Source organism: Ruegeria sp. CDSB117 (assembly GCF_059611005.1).
The window spans coordinates 250,303-271,071 of sequence record NZ_JBXWOS010000002.1; the positions used below are offsets into that span (position 1 = coordinate 250,303).

18 protein-coding genes and 1 tRNA gene are annotated in these 20,769 nt (G+C 57.6%); 10 read left to right on the top strand and 9 right to left on the bottom strand.

Annotated features, from left to right (window positions below; all coding sequences use genetic code 11):
- Positions 1–4 precede the first annotated feature (4 nt).
- The 4 genes from AC2FJC_RS04065 to fabI all read right to left on the bottom strand — a co-directional run bounded on the left by AC2FJC_RS04065 (position 5) and on the right by fabI (position 4,484).
- Entirely contained in the window at positions 5–1,846 is a 1,842-nt protein-coding gene (locus tag AC2FJC_RS04065; RefSeq protein WP_496738510.1) for a peptidyl-prolyl cis-trans isomerase, read from the bottom strand.
- An 84-nt stretch (positions 1,847–1,930) separates the two neighbouring features.
- Complete coding sequence (locus tag AC2FJC_RS04070; RefSeq protein WP_496738511.1) at positions 1,931–3,106, bottom strand: aminotransferase; 1,176 nt, start codon at positions 3,104–3,106, stop codon at positions 1,931–1,933.
- A 57-nt stretch (positions 3,107–3,163) separates the two neighbouring features.
- Complete coding sequence (gene gpt / locus AC2FJC_RS04075) at positions 3,164–3,673, bottom strand: xanthine phosphoribosyltransferase (protein ID WP_113790194.1); 510 nt, start codon at positions 3,671–3,673, stop codon at positions 3,164–3,166.
- Positions 3,674–3,677: 4 nt separating this feature from the next.
- Positions 3,678–4,484, bottom strand: coding sequence for an enoyl-ACP reductase FabI (fabI, locus tag AC2FJC_RS04080; RefSeq protein WP_108858520.1), 807 nt, complete (start codon positions 4,482–4,484; stop codon positions 3,678–3,680).
- A 135-nt stretch (positions 4,485–4,619) separates the two neighbouring features.
- Between fabI and pdxH the strand changes: the two genes are divergently transcribed.
- From pdxH to AC2FJC_RS04100, 4 genes are all read left to right on the top strand, one after another.
- Entirely contained in the window at positions 4,620–5,225 is a 606-nt protein-coding gene (gene pdxH, locus AC2FJC_RS04085) for a pyridoxamine 5'-phosphate oxidase (RefSeq protein ID WP_113790196.1), read from the top strand.
- A gap of 142 nt (positions 5,226–5,367) precedes the next feature.
- Entirely contained in the window at positions 5,368–5,874 is a 507-nt protein-coding gene (locus AC2FJC_RS04090; protein ID WP_496738597.1) for a cold-shock protein, read from the top strand.
- A 7-nt stretch (positions 5,875–5,881) separates the two neighbouring features.
- Entirely contained in the window at positions 5,882–6,349 is a 468-nt protein-coding gene (locus AC2FJC_RS04095) for a DUF192 domain-containing protein (RefSeq protein ID WP_496727157.1), read from the top strand.
- A gap of 43 nt (positions 6,350–6,392) precedes the next feature.
- A tRNA-Pro gene (locus AC2FJC_RS04100) sits at positions 6,393–6,469 on the top strand.
- Positions 6,470–6,479: 10 nt separating this feature from the next.
- Here AC2FJC_RS04100 and AC2FJC_RS04105 read toward each other — a convergent pair.
- Positions 6,480–6,914, bottom strand: a complete 435-nt coding sequence (locus tag AC2FJC_RS04105) for a hypothetical protein (RefSeq protein ID WP_496727156.1) — start codon at positions 6,912–6,914, stop codon at positions 6,480–6,482.
- Positions 6,915–7,448: 534 nt separating this feature from the next.
- Between AC2FJC_RS04105 and AC2FJC_RS04110 the strand changes: the two genes are divergently transcribed.
- A complete protein-coding gene (locus AC2FJC_RS04110) occupies positions 7,449–11,069 on the top strand; it encodes a vitamin B12-dependent ribonucleotide reductase (RefSeq protein WP_496738512.1) in 3,621 nt (1,206 codons plus the stop codon).
- Between the two features lie 543 nt (positions 11,070–11,612).
- The gene (locus AC2FJC_RS04115) at positions 11,613–11,858 is read left to right on the top strand and encodes an EF-hand domain-containing protein (RefSeq protein ID WP_496738513.1); all 246 of its coding nucleotides are present in this window, start codon (positions 11,613–11,615) and stop codon (positions 11,856–11,858) included.
- Between the two features lie 54 nt (positions 11,859–11,912).
- Here the strand turns inward: AC2FJC_RS04115 and AC2FJC_RS04120 are convergent, their stop codons facing one another.
- On the bottom strand, positions 11,913–13,457 hold the full coding sequence (locus tag AC2FJC_RS04120) for a trimethylamine methyltransferase family protein (RefSeq protein ID WP_058278025.1): 1,545 nt from the start codon (positions 13,455–13,457) through the stop codon (positions 11,913–11,915).
- A 417-nt stretch (positions 13,458–13,874) separates the two neighbouring features.
- Between AC2FJC_RS04120 and AC2FJC_RS04125 the strand changes: the two genes are divergently transcribed.
- Complete coding sequence (locus AC2FJC_RS04125) at positions 13,875–14,393, top strand: outer membrane protein (RefSeq protein ID WP_496738514.1); 519 nt, start codon at positions 13,875–13,877, stop codon at positions 14,391–14,393.
- A 6-nt stretch (positions 14,394–14,399) separates the two neighbouring features.
- Here AC2FJC_RS04125 and AC2FJC_RS04130 read toward each other — a convergent pair whose 3' ends face one another.
- Positions 14,400–15,587: a pyridoxal phosphate-dependent aminotransferase gene (locus AC2FJC_RS04130; protein WP_496738515.1), complete on the bottom strand. Its 1,188-nt coding sequence runs from the start codon at positions 15,585–15,587 to the stop codon at positions 14,400–14,402.
- Positions 15,588–15,645: 58 nt separating this feature from the next.
- Positions 15,646–15,990, bottom strand: coding sequence for an MmcQ/YjbR family DNA-binding protein (locus AC2FJC_RS04135; protein ID WP_496738516.1), 345 nt, complete (start codon positions 15,988–15,990; stop codon positions 15,646–15,648).
- Positions 15,991–16,205: 215 nt separating this feature from the next.
- Between AC2FJC_RS04135 and cysS the strand changes: the two genes are divergently transcribed.
- From cysS to AC2FJC_RS04150, 3 genes are read left to right on the top strand one after another with little or no spacing between them, the layout of a single operon-like run.
- Positions 16,206–17,672 carry a cysteine--tRNA ligase gene (gene cysS / locus AC2FJC_RS04140; protein WP_496738517.1) on the top strand — a complete coding sequence of 489 codons (1,467 nt, stop codon included), beginning with the start codon at positions 16,206–16,208 and terminating at the stop codon, positions 17,670–17,672.
- A gap of 38 nt (positions 17,673–17,710) precedes the next feature.
- Positions 17,711–19,345, top strand: a complete 1,635-nt coding sequence (cimA, locus tag AC2FJC_RS04145) for a citramalate synthase (protein ID WP_496738518.1) — start codon at positions 17,711–17,713, stop codon at positions 19,343–19,345.
- Positions 19,342–20,124: a squalene/phytoene synthase family protein gene (locus AC2FJC_RS04150; protein WP_496738519.1), complete on the top strand. Its 783-nt coding sequence runs from the start codon at positions 19,342–19,344 to the stop codon at positions 20,122–20,124. Before cimA ends, AC2FJC_RS04150 begins: the two co-directional genes overlap by 4 nt.
- Here the strand turns inward: AC2FJC_RS04150 and AC2FJC_RS04155 are convergent, their stop codons facing one another.
- Positions 20,125–20,715 carry a YceI family protein gene (locus tag AC2FJC_RS04155; protein ID WP_496738520.1) on the bottom strand — a complete coding sequence of 197 codons (591 nt, stop codon included), beginning with the start codon at positions 20,713–20,715 and terminating at the stop codon, positions 20,125–20,127.
- Positions 20,716–20,769: the final 54 nt, after the last annotated feature.

Here is a 20,769-nt window from a genome sequence, read left to right on the forward strand (position 1 = left end):
TCTTTTAATAGCTCGCCTGAACAGCATTCAGGGCCTGCTGATCTACGACGGGACGGGCACGGACCTGTGCATCGCGGACAAACGCATCAAAGATGTTCTGTGCCAAAGCCTGATCCAGCTGCGCGGTAAGGGCCGCTTGGACCTGACGCAGCTCATCTGTTTCGGCAGGTGGCAACTGTTCATCCAGACGCACGATAAACGCGGTTCCGGCACCGGGAATGACGCGCAGGTCACCTTGCTCCATTTCAAAGACCTGAGTCATGAAGTCTGCAGGTACATCTTCCAAAAAGGCCGTGCGGGTCAGGGCGTTTTCGACGCGGAACGGCAATCCGGTAGCCGTAAACTCACCATCGGTCTGCACCTGCTCCAGAACAGCATTTGCCTGTTCTTCCAACGCCTTGTTGGTTTCGGCCTGGGTCCAGGCGGCAACAACGCGGTCACGCGCAGAATCAATCGGTTCCGGCCGGGGTTCAAGAACCTCATTCAGACGCAGGGCAAAGATCGAGCCATCTTCAAGAAACGCGACCTCGGGAAAGTCGCCATCCTGCACGGCTTCGGCTGCGCTGCGGAACCCGTCATAGGCGGCGACGCCTTCACCGGTTTGCGCGCTCCAGTCGATTTGGCCCAACTCCATTTCGGTCTCGGACGCCAGTTCTTCCAAAGTCGCGCCACCGGCCAGCAGGTCATTGATATCCTCGGCCTGCGCCTCAATCTGGCGGCGGGCACGATCGGCTGCCAATTCCTCGCGCAGGGCAGGGGCGGCATCTTCAAACGACGTGTTGTTTTCGGCAAGCGAGCCATTGATGCGGAACAGCGCCGGTCCGAAGGTGGAAGGCAGCGGGCCGATAACAGCGTCCAGATCGGCAGCAAAGACACCATCGGCTGCTTCGCCCAGATCCTCGCGGGTGACGTCGCCAAGGTCGATATCGCTGAGCTCAAGTTGGCGATCCCGAACCAGTTGTTCGAAGGTTGCACCGCCGACCTCTAGCTGAGCCATGGCAGTTTGTGCTGCTTCTTGATCCGGAAAGGTCAGGCGTTCAACTAGGCGACGCTCGGGCTGTTGGAATTCAGCTGCGCGCTGTTCGTACAAACGCTTTACCGAATCCTCGTCGACTTCCACGTCGTCGAGCAGCATTTCGGGTGACAGGATCGCATACGTCAGCTTTTTGGTGCGCGGCAGGGCGAACAGCTCGGTGTTCTCATCATAAAACGTTTGGACCTGCTCGTCGGTCGGGGCGGCAACAGGTGCGGGCAGGGCGTCAGGCGCCAAAGTTGCGACGGTAAAGCTGCGGCGGGCACCAACGTAGTCGGTCAACACCTGCGTGAGGGTTTCGGGCATCTTCACACCGCTAACCACGGCACTCTGCACGATTGTGCGGGATGTTTCCTTGCGCAGGTCCGATTCGAACTCGGTGTCTGACATGCCGACCTGTTCCAGTTGGAACTGATACGCGTCGCGGTCAAATGTGCCGTTGACGCCCTGAAAAGCCGGAATCGCAACAATTTCTTCCTGCAGGTTCTCATCGCCGATCGAGATGCCCAGCATACCGACCTCATTGTCCAGCGCTGCTAAAGCCGTCAGGCGCGACAAGGCAAGACGATCCAGACCAAACTCAATGGCCTGCGACATTTGCAAAGGCTGGCCTGTCTGTTGTTCAACCGCGCGAATTTCGCGCTGCAGCTCGCGGACATAGTCATCAACCGAGATATCCTCATTCCCGACCTGGGCCACCGAACGCACGGTGCCAGAGAGGCTGGTTGCGCCAAACCCTGCAAGTCCGAGCATCAAAAGGCCCATGAGAATCCAGACAAAGGTCTTTGATAACTTTTTTACGCCTGCGGCCATTGTGCCCTCTTCGTGCTTTTGTCGGCAGGTAACTGCCCTGTCGGTTGCGGCCCTGAATACGACGCGCACCGTCGGGGGGCAAGCTCAGAAGGACAGAGCCTGCAGACGTTCGAACAATTGCCCCAAACCGTCGCGGTCCAGATTGGCAAATGCGATACGAACCTGACGTTTTCCGGCCGCATCATTTTCGGGCATGAACATTGTGCCGGGCAGCAGCAGGATGACGGCCTCGGGGACCAGTCGTTGGGCCAGTTCGTCGGATGGGATATCGAACGGGTGTTCGAAATATGCGAAATAGGCGCCCAGACCCAACAACCGCCAACCCTTGTTGGTCAAGCTTGGCAAAAGCTCGGCAATTGCGGCGCGGCGGTCGAGGATCTCATCCCGTTCACCTGCCAGCCATTGCGACAGGTTCTGCATTCCCCAAAGGGCTGCGTGCTGGCCGATCTGGCTTGGGCAGATAGCGACCGTGTCCAAAAACTTTTCAATCTCGGATAGCAGGTCAGTGCCGGTCGCAATCGCGCCGACACGGTGGCCGGTCAGCCTGTATGCTTTTGAAAAGGAATAGAGGTGGATCAGGGTTTGATCCCAGTCAGGCTGGGCGAACAGATCATGCGGTGGGCCGCTGCGGCTGTCGAAATCCCGATATGTTTCGTCCACGATCAGCCGGATGCCGACCTCCCGCGCAATATCAAAGAATGCGCGCACCAGAGGGGCAGGGTATTCCACTCCGCCGGGATTGTTCGGGGTCACAAGAACGATGGCGCGGGTTTTGTCGGTGATCAGAGCACGGGCTGCGTCCGGATCGGGCAGCAGAGCGTCATCGGTTGGCAGGTCCACGGTTCGGACGCCCGCCATGTCCAGCCACATCTTGTGATTAAAGTACCAGGGCGTCGGAACGATGACCTCGTCACCCTGATCGGTGATCGCTGTGATCGCAGCGGCAAAGGCTTGGTTGCACCCCGAGGTGATCGCCACCTGATCGCTGGTCACTTGTCCTTTATAATGCGCCCCGATCTGGCGAGCGAGTTCGGATCGCAAGTCCGGATTGCCCAGAACCGGTCCATAAAGATGGGCGCTGTCTTCGGTCACGGCAAAGCTGGCAATCGCTTCGCGCAACGCCAAGGGCGGTGGATCGACCGGGGCCGCCTGGCTGACGTTGATCAGCGGACGGTCATCAGGAAACGCCACCCCCTCCAACCAGCGCCGCGCCTCCATGACCGGAGGGGCAAATGTCGCGGTGGTACGGGACTGGGTCATGACGGGCCTGTCCTTTGTAAGGCTTTGCCTCACTCTTTGTGGGTTGAGAGGGTTCTTTTAGTCGGTCCCGCGGTAGGGCTCGACATATTGCAGGGCCATATCCCAAGGGAAAAAGATCCAGGTGTCCTGGCTGACCTCGGTGATGAACGTGTCCACCATCGGGCGCCCCTTGGGTTTGGCGTAAACTGTCGCGAAATGCGCTTTGGGGTACATTGCGCGCACCAGCTCCAGCGTTTTGCCGCTGTCGACCAGATCGTCGATGATCAGAATACCTTCGCCGTCGCCCATAAGCTGGGCATCGGGGGCTTTGAGAACCTCAGCTTCGCCTTGGTCCTGATGGTGGTACGAGCGCACGCTGACTGTGTCGACGGTGCGAATGTCCAGCTCGCGGCTGACGATCATCGCAGGTGCCATACCACCACGGGTGATGGCCACAACTGCGCGCCATGCGCCGTCGTCCGGGCCTTGCCCGTCCAAACGCCAGGCCAAGGCGCGGGAATCACGGTGAATCTGATCCCAGCTGATGTGAAACCCTTTTTCGTGGGGCAGGCGATCCTTGGCGCTCATGTCATTAACCCTTTTCGACGTCAGGTGCGTCGACGGCTTTCATGCCGACAATGTGATAACCCGAATCCACGTGCAGGTTTTCTCCTGTTACACCGCTGCTGAGGTCAGACAGCAGATACAGAGCAGATTTGCCGACATCGTCGATGGTCACGTTGCGACGCAGGGGCGAGTTATACTCGTTCCATTTCATAATATAGCGGAAGTCGCCGATGCCGCTGGCGGCCAGCGTCTTGATCGGACCGGCCGAGATCGAGTTCACGCGGATACCGTCCTTGCCCAGATCCTCGGCCAGATATTTGACCGACGCCTCAAGTGCAGCTTTGGCGACACCCATCACGTTATAATGCGGCATCACCTGCTCAGCACCGTAATAGGTCAGGGTGACTGCGCTGCCGCCTTCGGACATCATCTTTTCGGCCCGTTGCATCACAGCGGTGAAGGAATAGACCGACACGTCCATGGTCAGTTTGAAGTTCGCACGCGACGTGTCGACGTAGCGGCCCCGAAGTTCGTTCTTGTCCGAAAAACCGATGGCGTGAACAACAAAGTCCAGCTTGCCCCATTTCTCTTCCAGAGATGTGAACAGCGCATCAATCGATTCTTCGTCACTGACGTCGCAGGGCAGAACAATTTCGCTGCCAAGCTGTGCCGCCAGTGGATCAACGCGTTTCTTAAGTGCGTCGCCTTGATATGAAAAAGCCAGCTCCGCTCCGGATTCGGACAAAGCACGGGCTATTCCCCATGCGATTGATTTATCATTGGCCAGTCCCATGATGAGGCCGCGTTTGCCGGCCATCAACTGATTTGACATGTTTGGTTCTCCGCCTGTCTTCGCGTTATGTTGGGATGGTTTATGCCATTGGGTGCGCTGCATCAAGGCCGCGCGCTCTTGCCCGTGGCGGGTTCTCGCCCTAGGGTGGACTTTATTAGTTTCCAGGGGATGGGAATGAGCGAACGTAGCGGCATATTTGCCGGCACCGATCCGTTTGAAATAGCGGGGCGGTGGCTGGCTGAGGCCAAAGAGAATGAACCGAACGATCCGGATGCGATCGCTTTGGCGACCGTCGATTCGGACGGCATGCCGAATGTGCGCATGGTTCTTCTGAAAGAGATCGAACCGGCGGCTTTTGTGTTCTACACCAACTACGAAAGTGCCAAGGCGGCCGAGTTGGACAGCGCCGGAAAAGCTGCTTTTGTGATGCATTGGAAATCTCTGCGGCGGCAAATCCGAGTTCGTGGTACAATAACCAGAGAAAGCGGGCCGCAGGCAGATGAGTATTATGCGTCCCGCTCGCTAAAAAGCCGATTGGGGGCCTGGGCGTCCAAGCAGTCTCAGCCTCTCAGCAGTCGCTCGGTTCTGATGGCCGAGGTGGCCAAGGTAACAGCCAAGTTGGGCCCGAACCCGCCACGCCCGCCGTTCTGGGGCGGCTATCGGCTGGTGCCAACCGAAATCGAATTCTGGGCCGATGGGGCCTTTCGGTTGCACGACAGGTTCCGATGGCAGCGGGATCAAGTGGGTTCCGACTGGCAGATACAGAGGTTGAATCCATGACGTTCGCGTATCGTGAAATGCAAGAGGCCGAAAACAAAAGGTTTTTTCAGCTTGAATTTGCGCGCCATTCCCATACACATCGGACCCTTAACGAAATGACAATTTTCGCGATGGGAACGCCGTGCCAGAAGATCTGAACAACATGTACCGCGTCCGTGGACACGTGAAATGGTTCGACCCTGCAAAGGGATTCGGATTTGTTGTGTCTGATGAGGGCGGTCCGGATATTTTGTTGCACGTCAATGTGTTGCGCAATTTCGGCCAAAGTTCGGTCGCGGATGGTGCGGGCATAGAAATCATGACCCATCGCACGGACCGTGGTGTTCAAGCGGTTGAGGTCATCAGTGTCGATCCGCCCGCCCGGACGGACACGATGATGCTGGCTGATTTTGCCGAGCTTGATCCTGTTGAGATCGCCGCTGCCCCGCTAGAGGCCGCGCGAGTCAAATGGTTCGACAAAGGCAAAGGCTTTGGGTTTGCCAATGTTTTTGGCTGCGGTGAAGACGTGTTCCTGCATATCGAAGTGCTGCGCCGCTCTGGCCTGTCGGATCTGCAGCCGGGCGAGGCCCTCGCGATGCGTGTCATTAGTGGCAAGCGTGGACGTATGGCGGCTCAGGTATTGGCCTGGGAAGCTGCTTTGGACGACTGAGTGATTCATGCCTAAGTTTCTTCCGGGTCTATTAGCGATTTTGTTGCTTTGGTCCGGAATGACCTGGGCTGCGTGCAAGCCTGATCAGATCGACATCAAGAACGACTCGGCGCAGATCCGATTCAATATCGAATTGGCGATTAGCCCGCAGGATCGGTCGCGTGGACTGATGTTCCGCGAGTCGCTGCCAAACCGTTCGGGCATGCTGTTCGTTTTTGACCCGCCGCAACCGGTGGTGTTCTGGATGAAGAACACACTGATTCCCTTGGACATCATTTTCATCGATAGGGCTGGGACCGTGACGCATGTTCATCAAGGTGCGATTCCCGGTGATCTGACACCAATCGAAGGTGGCGATTCCGTCTTTGCGGTTCTCGAAATCAACGCGGGACTCGCCGCGCGCTACTCAATTAAGCCCGGAACCGTCATGCGGCACGAAATTTTTTCGCAAGGTCCTGCAATTTGGTCCTGTTAGGGCTTTTCAAATCAGATTGGCATGGTTAGGAAGGCGCACGGTTCGGGGCGTGGCGCAGTCTGGTAGCGCACCTGTTTTGGGTACAGGGGGTCGTAGGTTCGAATCCTGCCGCCCCGACCACTTCTTCCACTTATGTTGGCGATCCACCCAACGCTTGGTAAAGCGCGCCAAGCGCCTTATCCAGCGTTTCGCTTTCCACTGGTACTTTGACCGACGGGCCGCTTTTGCGTGGGACGTTGAAATACAGCTCGGCATCGACACGGTAGCCCGAGTTGTTCTTGGTCGTTGTCAGCCGCATCACGCTTTTGGGCAGGTCCTGAGGGTATCCGTCATAGTTGAGAATCAGAAACGCGGTTGTGTCTGGGGGCAGAAACTCGGTGCATTCAAATACCCGATTCCCGGTTTTTTCAAAGCGCTCGCCCGGGCCGTCGCAACTGATCTCGAACGTGTCGAACAGTTTTTTGGGGTAGCTGTCAAATTGAGCGCTGCGCGCCGGTGGGGGCACATCTTGTGGTGTGCAGGCCACGATCAGGGCCAGAATCGGAATTAAACGTAACAACGACATCTGTCCGCTCCCCTTTGAGTGATCGCGCCCGGCGGTTTACCCAGCGCCGCGGTTCAAAATGACCGCTTCGTGATTCTACGCCAACGTAGACACCTTAGCGTTAGATTATCAAATTCCGATAACTGTGCCGGGAAACACAGTTAATTTACCCGCAGGTTTTGGGAATCGACGTGCGCACGTGGTGGATGAACCTGTGGAGGAATCAGAACAGGGTGTCCCGAAGCAAGTTGTCAGAAATGGGTCAACACAAAAGATATCAAAAATGACTTAAAAATGGCGTTGACGATCTATGGGTCGATACGTCAAGTTGTATGGGCCGGAAGGGATGCCACAAAATCTGGTACCAAAACCAGTATAAGGCACAGGGCGAGGGTCGGAAAGCACATCATAGTAACGTGCAACCGTTTGATCGGTTTTGCGCTGCGGAATGCAGCGGCTGGTCAATTGCGCCCCATTTTATACGGCATGGCGATCGGTCCGCGTCTGAGGACCTGACGCTGAAAGACAAGTTGATTGAATCTAGGGCGTGCGGACATGAAGATTGACAGGAAATTTACGAAACCGGGGCAGGACGCTTATGCGGAACTGGACTTTGTCTCAGCGACGTCTGAGATTCGAAACCCCGATGGCACCATCGTTTTTCGCCTGGACAACATCGAAGTGCCCACGCGCTGGAGCCAGGTTGCCAGCGACGTCATTGCGCAAAAGTATTTCCGCAAAGCAGGCGTCCCGTCCAAGCTGAAGAAAGTTAAGGAAAAAGACGTCCCCGAATTCCTGTGGCGTTCGGTCCCCGCCGATGGCGCAGAATTTGATGGCGAGACGTCTTCGAAGCAGGTTTTTGACCGCCTTGCAGGAGCCTGGGCTTATTGGGGCTGGAAAGGTGGCTATTTCTCGACCGAGGAAGATGCGCGCGCTTACTTTGACGAGATGCGTTATATGCTGGCGACACAGCGCGCCGCGCCGAACAGCCCGCAGTGGTTCAACACCGGTCTGCACTGGGCTTACGGAATCGACGGTCCTGCGCAGGGTCACCACTATGTCGACTACAAAACCGGCAAGCTGACCAAGTCGAAATCCGCTTACGAACATCCGCAGCCGCACGCATGCTTCATCCAGTCCGTTGATGATGATCTGGTGAACGAAGGCGGCATCATGGATCTATGGGTGCGCGAGGCGCGCCTGTTCAAATACGGCTCGGGGACCGGGACCAATTTCAGCCACTTGCGCGCAGAAGGCGAAGCACTGTCAGGTGGCGGCAAGTCTTCTGGCCTTATGGGCTTTCTCAAGATCGGCGACCGCGCCGCTGGCGCGATCAAATCAGGCGGGACAACCCGTCGAGCAGCAAAGATGGTAATCGTCGATGCCGATCACCCTGACATCGAGAAATTCATCGAATGGAAGGTGATCGAAGAGCAGAAGGTGGCCTCGATCGTTGCCGGATCGAAGATGCACGAGAAGATGCTGAACGGCATTTTCGAGGCCATCCGCTCATGGGATGGTGCGCAGGACGATGCGTATGATCCCAACAAGAATGACAGCTTGAAGAAAGCGGTTCGCGAGGCCAAAAAGGTTGCGATCCCCGAGACTTATATCAAGCGCGTGCTTGATTATGCAAAGCAGGGCCACGATAGCATCGAGTTCCCGATCTACGATACGGATTGGGATTCGGAAGCCTACAGCTCGGTCTCGGGCCAGAACTCGAACAACTCGATCCGTGTGACCAACGCATTCCTGACCGCAGTTGAAAAAGATGCGGATTGGGAACTGATCAACCGGACGGATGGTAAGGTTTCCAAGACCGTCAAGGCGCGTGATCTGTGGGAGAAAGTCGGCCATGCGGCATGGGCCTGTGCTGATCCGGGTATCCAGTTTCATGACACCGTCAACGAATGGCACACTTGCCCCGAAGACGGAGCCATCCGCGGCTCGAACCCTTGCTCGGAATACATGTTCCTCGATGACACGGCTTGTAATCTGGCGTCGATGAACCTTCTGACCTTCCTCAAGGATGGTGAATTCCAGGCGGCGGACTACATGCACGCTTCGCGCCTGTGGACCCTGACGCTGGAAATCTCGGTCACGATGGCGCAGTTCCCATCCAAGGAAATCGCGCAACTGTCCTATGATTTCCGCACCTTGGGTCTGGGCTATGCCAACATCGGCGGTCTGCTGATGAACATGGGCTACAGCTACGACTCGGATGAGGGTCGGGCGATCTGTGGCGCACTGACCGCGATCATGACCGGCGTGGCCTATGCCACCTCGGCCGAGATTGCCGGAGAGCTTGGACCCTTTAAAGGCTATGAGCGCAACGCAGACAACATGCTGCGCGTCATCCGCAACCACCGCCGTGCCTCGCAGGGTGTGACCGATGGGTATGAGAAACTGGCCGTGAAGCCGGTGCCTCTGGACCATGGCAACTGCCCGGACAAGCGTCTGGTCGATCTGGCGATGTCGGCTTGGGACGAGGCGCTGAGCCTTGGCGAAAAGAACGGCTATCGTAACGCGCAAGCCACGGTGATCGCGCCCACCGGCACAATTGGTCTGGTGATGGATTGCGACACGACCGGGATCGAGCCGGACTTTGCCCTAGTGAAGTTCAAAAAGCTCGCGGGTGGCGGTTACTTCAAGATCATCAACCGCTCGGTGCCGTCGGCGCTGGAAAAGCAGGGCTATTCCTCGTCCCAGATCGAAGAGATCGTGGGTTACGCGGTTGGTCACGGCACCATCGGTAACGCGCCGGGGATCAACCACACGTCGCTGACCGGTCACGGCTTTGGCCCCAATGAATTGGCCAAGGTGGATGCTGCGCTGGAAAGCGCTTTTGATATCCGGTTCGTCTTCAACCAGTGGACACTGGGCGAGGATTTCTGCACCGGCGTTCTGGGCATCCCGGCCACCAAGCTGAATGACCCAACCTTTGATCTGCTGCGCCATCTGGGCTTTACCAAGGCGGATATCGACGCGGCCAACGACCATGTATGCGGAACCATGACGCTGGAAGGCGCACCGCACCTGAAGGAAGAGCACTACTCGATCTTCGACTGCGCCAACCCGTGCGGCAAGAAAGGTAAGCGTTTTCTTGGGGTTGATAGCCACATCACCATGATGGCAGCGGCGCAAAGCTTCATCTCAGGTGCGATCAGTAAAACGATCAACATGCCGAATGACGCAACCATCGAGGATTGCCAGAAGGCTTATGAGCTCAGCTGGTCGCTCGGTGTGAAGGCCAATGCGCTATACCGTGACGGCTCGAAACTGTCGCAGCCTCTGGCGGCAGCGCTGGTCGAGGATGACGACGAGGCGGCAGAGGTGCTGGAGAGCGGCACGGCCCATGAAAAAGCCGTCGTTCTCGCCGAAAAGGTCATCGAGAAGGTCGTCGTCAAGGAAATCATCCGCAGCCATCGTGAGAAACTGCCGCATCGCCGCAAGGGCTATACCCAGAAAGCGATCGTGGGCGGCCACAAGGTCTATCTGCGGACGGGTGAGTTCGAAGACGGCAAGCTGGGCGAAATCTTCATCGACATGCACAAGGAAGGCGCTGGCTTCCGGGCGATGATGAACAACTTTGCCATCGCAGTGTCGGTTGGCCTGCAATACGGCGTGCCGCTGGAAGAGTTCGTCGACGCCTTTACCTTCACCAAGTTCGAGCCGGCGGGGATGGTGCAGGGCAACGACTCGATCAAGAATGCGACGTCGATCCTGGATTACATCTTCCGCGAATTGGCCGTGTCCTATCTGGACCGCACCGATCTGGCCCATGTGAAACCCGAAGGTGCAACCTTTGACGATCTGGGCCGCGGCGAGGAAGATGGTCTGTCCAACGTATCAGAGATCAGCGACAGCGCCGCGTCCAAGTCCTTGGAAGTGTTGAAACAAATCAGCTCGACCGGTTATCTGCGCAAACGTCTGCCGCAGGATCTGGTGGTGTTCAACGGCGGCCAACCGGAAGTGAACGGCATGGCAGAACCAGCTGCGCAATTTGAAGCTCCGGTTGCGGAAACTGCCGTTGCCACGGGCATGGACGCACGGACCAAGGCCAAGATGCAGGGGTACGAGGGCGATCCTTGCGGCGAATGCGGAAATTACACACTGGTGCGCAATGGCACCTGCATGAAGTGCAACACCTGCGGGGCGACCAGCGGGTGTAGCTAAGGAAAACGCCCCGTCAGGCGGGGTGTAGGGATCAGGGTTTCCCCTCGGATGTCCGATCCCGACGAACACGGAACAAGGCGTTGAGACTTACCAAATACGCCTTGGTCCACTCGGTCGACATGCCCGTGTCGACCGGGAACAGGGTGGGGCGGAATATTTGCTCTTTCCCACTCTCTCACGGGACGGGTGCGCTCGTCCCATGCGACGTCCAGGCCGCAGGCAAACAAAACACCGGGCGGTCAACGAATGGAGCCTGGATGGCGAAACTGACAGGGGGCTTCGGCCCCCTTTCTTTTTGCCCCCCGAGTCGGTGATTTAGGCAGGGCCTTGCCGGAACGGCACAGGCGCATCGGGCAAGAACCGCCGAAACGTGGATTGTACGTTTCGCCCAGCGGTTGATTGCAGACGCGACTCGGACAAACACGCGGAGAATGGCGCGAAACAGGGCGTGTTGCCGGGTTGGGGTGACGGCGTTCATCGGTTTGGTGTCTGTGGTGCCTGTCCGGACGAAAATACACACAATACCACTTAGGAGGCATCACAATGAAACCGCAAAACCTGGCAATCATTTCCGCATTCGTATTGGGCCTGCCGGCGATGACTGCTGCGCAGTCATCAGCAGACACCAACGGCGACGGAGTTCTGACCATAGAAGAGGTTCAGGCCGTTCTGCCCGAGGTTGACGCCGATGGTTTCTCGGCGATGGACGCCAATGGCGACGGGTCGCTGGACGCAGATGAAATTGCCATCGCGCAGGAAGCAGGGTTGCTACCGCCCAGCAACGGCTAATCCCGCGAAGGCATCGGCGGCCCGTACCCCCACGGGCCGCCATATTTCAATGGGTTACGCCGGCAAGTAAATGTTAAACCTGCCGCGCAACTCGGCATCCAAAAGCGGATCGAATCTGGCCGGAGACGGCGTCGAGAGAATCTCTTCCTTCCGCTTCACCGCCTTTTCGATCAAATCGGGCTTGCCAATTTCAACCCATTCTTTCGGGGACGACCGGTCGCCAAAAGTCGGGTAGACATAGTCCGCCTGCATGCGGCTCAGCGTTGCATCGGTTCCCAGATAGTGACCCGGTCCGCCGATACAGACTTCGGCCATCTGATCCAGTGCCAGCGTTTCGTCCGTCACTTCGATGCCGCGTACACAGCGTTGCGCTTGCCCGATAAGGTCATCGCTGAGGATCAGACTTTCATGGCAGAATCCCAGCAGCGAGGCATGCATGCCTGCGGACTCATACACCATGTTCAAACCCGAAAGCCCGGCCATGACATTCGAGCACATCTGCTCCCACCCGGCTTGCATGTCGGGCAGTTTCGCATCCGATGCACCGGCGGCCGCGCCGCCCGGCAGGTCGTAGAAGTGGTGCATTTGGGCGCAGCCCGCTGTCAGGAGTGCTTGTTCGCCAGACCCGATGGACATCGCACCTGTGCGCAGATCAAGGCCAAAAGGCCAGGTGCCAAAAATCGCGGGTGCACCAGGACTTACGGCGTTTACATAAACCAACCCGGCCAGGCATTCGGCGGTGGCCTGCGCAATAGCACCGGCGATTGTCGAAGGCGCGGTAGCGCCGGCCATTCCGGCCGATAGCAGCAGAACGGGCATACCCGCTTTGATGCATTCCTCCATGACTTCGCAGCTTTCGGTTGCGAATTTCATCGGCGGAACAACAAAGCAGTTCGAGTTCGACATAAAGGGCCGTTCACGCCACTTATCCTCTCCACCAGCGATCATGTGCAGCATCTCAATCGCAGGGGCCACGTGGCTAGGTTCGGTGAAGGACGTGCCGATATGTTTGAACGTTCCGGACGTGGTGGCGTAGACCGTGTTCAAATCCATCTCGAGGTTGTCGGCGATGTCGCGGCACACCATTGGGCGCTGAACAAAGTGAATGTTTTCAAGTTGTTCACAAATTCGGGACGCGTCGTGCAGGTCTTGAAGGGTCGAATCCCGGTATTCCTGCCCGTGAACATCAACCATGCTGACAGCCGCGCCGGCAGTACCAAAGTGGACGCGGTTGCCCGACAGTTCCAGATCGGAGTTGCCATCCCTTGAATGCAAGGTGACCGAGCGATTGGCCTTGGCGATCGTGTCTTCGACCAAGGCGCGGGGGAAGCGGATACGCCCATCGTCACCCAAGATACAGCCAGCGCCGACAAGATAGTCGATCCCGCTTTGTGGGGCGTCCGCCAGACCAATGGTTTCCAGCGCGGTCAGCGCGGCCTGGTGAATACGCTCGATCTGCGCCGGGGTTAGCACTTTCAGCATGCCACCCTCCATGCCGGGGCGGATCGGGCGCAGATGTTCGGGCAGCGCTGTGGCACGGGCTGCACGGCGCGCGGCACGACCGCCGCTGCGCGATGAATTTCGGGTTTGTTCGTTCATAATTTAAGGTCCGGTCGAAATAGTACGTTCAGGGTGAGTGTACTTGGACCACAACCGGTCGCCCCCGTGCGGCACGCCCGCGATCCGCACCAATGGTACGGCTGATCAGGCGAATCTTCCAAACGTCACTTTGCATGCGGGTCCTCAATTGGTGATGTAAACTCTCTCAATACGAGGGCGCACAATCTGTCCTGTTTGCGACCTGAGGGGCCAAAAACGAAGTGTTGTGCCCTGTCGGCACCACGTTCTTGCCGTGGGGTAAAGTTTTTTCCCGAATGCGGGAAATTCTGTTAAGCTTCTATCACTTATTTAAGAGTGGTCCGTGATCTCAATGGATTTTTAACGATTGCAGGCCAAGTTTTATTTGATGAAGCCCGTTATCTGTCGGGCGCGCTGCAAGGAATTTTGGAGAGGTTGATGAAAGCCCTGATGGCCCTCATGACCACTTGCCTGACAATCGGCATTGCACCGGTATATGCAGAGGATTGGACGGGGGCGTATGCGGGCTTCAGCTTTGGCTATGCGGATGTAGATGGCCCAAATAGCTCTGGCGGAAACGACACGACTTTTGGCCCGCTTGTCGGTTATGACCATGACTTCGGTAATTTTGTTCTTGGCGGTGAGCTGGAATACAACCGGCTTTCTCTGGATTTGGGGCAGGGTGAAGGCAGCGTGGACAGTCTGACCCGCCTTAAGTTGCGCGGGGGTTATGATTTCGGACCGGCCTTGGGTTATGTCGTCGTGGGCGCGGCCCGATTGGATGCGTCACCGGAAAATGACACCGCCGCAGTGTACGGCATCGGAATTGCCTATCCCATCGGCGACAGTTTCGTCATCAGCGGTGAGGCCTTGCGTCAGGATTTTAACGACGTCACACGAAGTCAGGGCGATATTGACGCCAACGTGTTCAACCTGCGTACAACCTTCCGATTTTGAGGCCGTCTATTCTGCCGCGTGACTTTCCGCCAGAACGGCGGCGAAATTGCAAATCGTTCTCAGTGCTGCAGCAAAGCGGTCGTCATCAATTGTCATCGCAACGCGCACGTGACCTGCCGCCGCGTCGCCAAAACTTTCACCCGGCATGACAGCAATTGCGTGAGTGTCCAGCAGCGCGTTGGCAAAGTCCTTGCCGCTCATCCCGGTGGCCCGAATGTCCAGCATCAGGTACATCGCACCCTGCGCGGGCACCAGGCCGACGATGTTTTGTTGAGCCATAATGTCGACCGCCAATGCGCGACGACGCCGGAACGGGGCAGCGATTTCCTCTTCAAGATCATGACCCGCGCTCAAGGCAAAACTGGCGGCGTCCTGAATGAACCCGGGCACGCCGTAAGTTGTGTGCGTTGCCAGATTGATGAGATGGGTGATCACCTCTTCAGGCCCGACCACCCAACCGCATCGGGACCCGGTCATCGCGTGTGACTTGGACATCGAACCAACGACCAAGGTACGCTCGGCCATTCCGGGCAGGGTACGTGGAGAGATATGCTCACCTTCCCAGACCTGCGTGTCGTAGACTTCATCTGAGAACAGCCACAGGTCGCGGTCACGGCAGACACCTGCAATACCGTTCAGTGTCTCGCGCGAATATACGACGCCAGTGGGGTTGTTCGGGCTGTTGATCAATAGCGAAACCGCACCATCTGCCGCCGCATCGATCTGCTGCGCGCGCGGCTGGAATGCATCCTCGGCGGTGGTCAGGATGGCCCGGGCTGTCGCACCGGCGCCCCGGATCGTGCCGGGGTATGTCGCGTAATACGGATCGAGATACAGACCGACATCACCGGGATCGCACACCGCCACGTGGGCAGCAAAAAGGGCAGATTGGCCGCCCGGGGTGATCAACACGTTGTTTCGGCTTGTCTTCTGACCAGTGCGGCTCTGAATGCGCGCGGCAACAGTATCGCGCAGCAAATCAGACCCGGGCACCACAGCGTAGCCGGTGTTTCCCTGACGTGCCGATAGATCCATGGCATCCAGAATGGTCGGGTGCGTGCGAATGTCATGCTCACCAATGGTGAGTTCAGTAATGACGTGCCCTTCGCTGATCATCCGGCGCGCGCGGTAAAATACATCCCACCCATCACTGCCACCTCCGGTCAGATGAGTGATACGCTGCGACAGTTTCATGGCACGCTCCGATCTTGTCTTCAGCGCAGAATGGGCCAGAGGCATTGGAAAATGTCAATCAGCTTCGTGGGGTCAAAGTGGACTGCACTTTTTTCGTCAGGGTAGACCGCACCAGATCGTAAGATGTGGCCAACCGACGACGCAGTTCATCCTCGTCACAGTCAAACGGCAGCCGGATCCAGCTGCGATGAAAATAGGGGGCTTTGGTACCGACGCCTGCTTCGATCAGCATCTGAGCTGTCTCGATATCAGGCGTTTTGACGGACACGCCATCGTTGGCGGTGCCGATGCAGGCAAACATCTTGCCGCCAACCTTCCAGGCATCATGGCCTCCGCCCCAAGGGTCGGAAAGGTCAGCGCCTGGAAACGTGCGGCAGATGGAATTGACAAATACTCGGCTCATGGCCGAAAGGGTGCGCCACCTTGAGATTGAACTCAAGACTTGGCTGAACGCGTTGTCCATGCTAGGGGAAGGACATGAACCGTATGACCTGCATCATTATCTGCTGCATTACCTGCTGATTTATCAAGCGGGCCGGTTTCTTTCGTTTTCATCCCTGAGACAAGTTGCTAAGCCCGCGCCAAGCGCAAGCATTTGCTGTCTTTAGGAGCCGACCGATGACGACGATCAAACTGCACAACACACGGACACGGACGAAAGAGGATTTCGTTCCGATCAGTGCCGATGACGTGCGGATGTATGTCTGCGGACCCACGGTTTATGATCGCGCCCATTTGGGCAACGCGCGGCCCGTGGTGGTGTTTGACGTGCTGTATCGGTTGCTGCGCCATGTCTACGGCGCGGATCACGTGACCTATATACGCAATTTCACCGACGTGGATGACAAGATCAACGCGACCGCGCTGGCGCGTCAGAAAGCGGGCGCTGAGGGCACGCTGGAGCAGTTGGTGCAGGAACGGTCGGATGAAACCATCGGCTGGTATCTGCATGACATGGGCGAGTTGGGGGCGCTGAAGCCCTCAATTCGGGATGAGCGCCATGAAGAAGCTATGCCGCGCGCGACGCAATACGTTGCGCAGATGATCGCGATGATTGAGGACCTGATCGAAAATGGCCACGCCTACGCAGCCGAGGGGCATGTTCTGTTCGCCGTGGACAGCTGGAAAGAGAAATACGGCGCTTTGTCCGGGCGGTCTGTCGATGACATGATCGCCGGTGCCAGGGTTGAGGTTGCGCCATACAAGCGGAACCCGATGGATTTCGTGCTGTGGAAGCCCTCGACCGATGAGTTGCCGGGGTGGGACTCGCCTTGGGGCCGTGGTCGTCCGGGCTGGCACATCGAATGCTCGGCCATGAGCTATGAGCTTTTGGGTGAGAGCTTTGATATTCACGGTGGCGGAAACGACCTGATGTTCCCGCATCATGAAAATGAGATCGCGCAGAGCAAATGCGCCCATCCGCACGGTGAGTTCGCGCGGTACTGGTTGCACAATGAGATGTTGCAGGTTGAAGGCAAGAAGATGTCCAAATCGCTGGGCAACTTCTTCACTGTGCATGACTTGTTGGAACAGGGCGTTCCGGGTGAGGTGATCCGGTTTGTCTTCCTGCAGACCCATTATCGCAAGCCGATGGACTGGACCAAATCCAAAGCCGAACATGCATATCATGTACTCGACGACTGGCATCGACTCACTGTTGGTCTGGAGCCAACGCCTTTCGAGGACTTTGTACCTGACTCGAGGATAGTTGAAGCTTTGTCGAGTGACCTGAACACGCACCTGGCTTTGATGAATCTTGCGGCTATTGCGTCTCGAAACCCTCAAGCGCTTCTGGACAATGCACGCTGGCTTGGCTTCCTTTCCGATCAATCGAGAAAGAAATGGAAGGATGAGTTTCTCCTTAGTCCGTCGGGAGCAGGTGTTTCCAGTGACCCAGTTTTGGCCAGCCTAGCGGCGGAGCTGGACGAGCTTCGCACCCACGCCAAAATCACTAAGGACTTCACCGAAGTAGATAAACTGAAGAAAAAATTGATCGGCGCGGGCGTTGAAGTTCGCATGAGTAAAGGTGAAGTGGATTTAGTTCCCGGTCCGGACTTTGACCCTTCAAAACTGGAAGGTGCTTAAGCAGCCGTTTTCCCCGAACAAGCCAAAGAGCCAAAATGATGACCAAAACACGCCTCTACCTCTACGACACTACTCTGCGCGATGGGCAGCAGACGCAGGGGGTGCAGTTCTCGACCGCTGAGAAGGTGCAGATCGCGCAGGCTTTGGACGAGTTGGGCGTGGACTATATCGAGGGCGGCTGGCCGGGGGCGAACCCGACGGACAGTGCGTTTTTTGATGCGGCTCCCAAGACGTCAGCTTGCCTGACGGCCTTTGGGATGACCAAGCGATCGGGCCGGTCGGCCGAGAATGACGATGTTCTGGCGGCGGTGATGAACGCGGGTACGCGGGCGGTCTGTCTGGTGGGTAAGTCGCACGATTACCACGTGACCCATGCCCTTGGCATCTCATTGGATGAGAATGTCGAGAACGTCCGTGCCTCTGTTGCACATATCGTAGCGCAGGGGCGCGAGGCGCTGTTTGATGCCGAGCATTTCTTTGATGGCTACAAGGACAATCCAACCTATGCGCTTGAGGTTTGTCGGGCCGCGATGGATGCCGGTGCGCGCTGGGTTGTTTTGTGTGACACCAATGGCGGCGCTTTGCCTGCGGAAGTGTCTCGGATTGTGTCCGAGATGGTCGCGGCGGGCCTGCCAGGGGACCGGCTGGGTATCCATACGCATAACGATACGGAAAACGCGGTGGCCTGTTCTTTGGCGGCTGTCGATGCGGGCGCGCGGCAGGTTCAGGGAACCTTGAACGGATTGGGAGAGCGTTGCGGAAATGCGAACCTGACTTCATTGATCCCGACGCTGCTGCTGAAAGAACCTTATGCATCGAGCTTTGACATTGGCGTCAGTGTCGAGGCGCTGGCGGGTCTGACCCGCGTCAGCCGCATGCTGGACGAGATCCTGAACAGGGTGCCCAGCAAGCAATCGGCCTATGTCGGGGCGTCGGCTTTTGCGCACAAGGCAGGGCTGCATGCCAGCGCGATCCTCAAGGACCCGACGACCTATGAACATGTGGATCCGGCGTCGGTTGGGAACACACGGATCATTCCGATGTCGAACCAGGCGGGGCAATCGAACCTGCGCCAGCGCTTGATCGAGGCCGGTTTGTCGGTCGAACCCGGTGACCCGGCCTTGGGCCGTATCCTCGAGCGGATCAAGCTGCGCGAGGCGGAAGGTTACTCCTACGACACCGCGCAGGCCAGCTTTGAGTTGCTGGCGCGGGACGAACTGGGTCAACTGCCCGAGTTCTTCGAGGTCAAGCGTTATAAAGTCACCGTTGAACGGCGCAAGAACAAGTACAACAAGATGGTCAGCTTGTCCGAGGCCGTTGTTGTGGTGAAGGTCGATGGTGAAAAGAAGCTGTCGGTCAGCGAGTCTCTGGATGGGTCCGGCGGCGACCGTGGTCCGGTGAACGCGCTGGCCAAGGCGCTGGCCAAGGATCTGGGGCAGTATTCGCGGATATTGGACGATATGCACCTGGTCGACTTCAAGGTGCGTATCACGCAGGGCGGCACCGAGGCCGTGACCCGCGTCATCATCGATAGTGAAGACGGGCAGGGGCGCCGGTGGTCCACCGTCGGCGTCAGCGCGAACATAGTCGACGCCTCGTTCGAGGCGTTGCTGGATGCGATCCAATGGAAACTCGTGCGCGATTGCGGCCCACAGTCGGCAGTCGCCGAGTGAGTGCTCCATTTGACGATGACGTCAAGGCCTGTGCCGCGCTGTTACACAAGGCCGATCCCGACCGGTTCATGGCGGCCATGGCGGCCCCGGTTTCCGCACGGGCGGTGTTGTTTCCGATCTATGCGCTGAACATCGAAGTTGCCCGGGCACCCTGGGTGACGCAAGAACCGATGATTGCCGAGATGCGCCTGCAATGGTGGCGTGATGCGTTGCAGGAGATTGCCGAAGGTCCGACTGTTCGCCGGCATGAGGTCGTCACACCGCTGTCGCGTGTCTTGTCCCCTCATCTTGCGTCGATGATGGATGAATATGTGGCCGTAAGGCGTTGGGATATCTATCGCGACCCGTTCGAGGACGAAGATCATTTCGACGCGTACATAAACCACAGCGCGGGCACGCTCACGGTGGTAGCGGCACAAGCGCTGGGGTCGGCGGATGAGGATGTCGTGCGGGACTTTGGTTATGCCGTTGGGGTCGCCAATTGGTTGCGCGCCATTCCGGATCTGGAAGCGCGTGGGCGAATTCCGCTGCTGGATGGCACGCCTGCGGGTGTTCAGCGTCTGGCCGAAAAAGCGTACAGGCGGTTGAAACGGGCACGTACTCAGCGACACTCGGTTTCGGCAAAAGCTGCTGCCGCGTTGCATGCCGGTTGGCAAACTGAATTGGTTCTAAAGCAGGTCATTGCGCGCCCGGACAGGGTCGCCTCTGGAACCCTTGGGCCGGGTGAAATCCGCCGCCGCCTGTCATTGATGGTGCAGGCGGCAACGGGGCGCTGGTAGTTACTCCCAGCCGCCGGCGCGCATTTCGGCCGAGATTTTCAGCTGCACCAAGTCTGACGTTCCCGGGGCAAACATCCCGACGCCATACTCGCTGCGCAAAAGCTGGCTAGCGGCTTCGACGCCAACCCAGTCACCTTTGTAATAATCGAAAAATCCGGCCAGGGGATGTTCGCCCATGAAGGTTAGGTCGATCTCAAGCGTTGCGGGCTTGGTCTGATCCTTGATTGTCAAATCTCCGATCATTTGCAGGGTGCTTGCGCCGGTTTGCACTGCCGAGGTCGAGACGAATTTGATACTTGGGTACGCCTCGACGTCGAAGAAATCACCGCTTTTGAGGTGATCGTTGAGCGGCCCCCAACCGGTTTCAACACTTGAGGCGTCGATTGTGATATCCGCGCTGGTTGCGGTGACATTTTCGGGGTCAAACTCGACGGTGCCGGATACGGCGGTCCATTCGCCGGATTGTTCGGTCAGTCCCGCGTGGTTGTAGTAGAAACGGATTTCGGTGTGACTTTGATCAAAGTGATAAGTTTCGGCAAGGACTGGTGTGGCCAGTGCCAAGACGAGGGCAGATGCGGTAAACAGCTTCATGACATTTCTCTGATTTGCAGGGTTGATAATTAACATGTAAATGCATCTAAAATG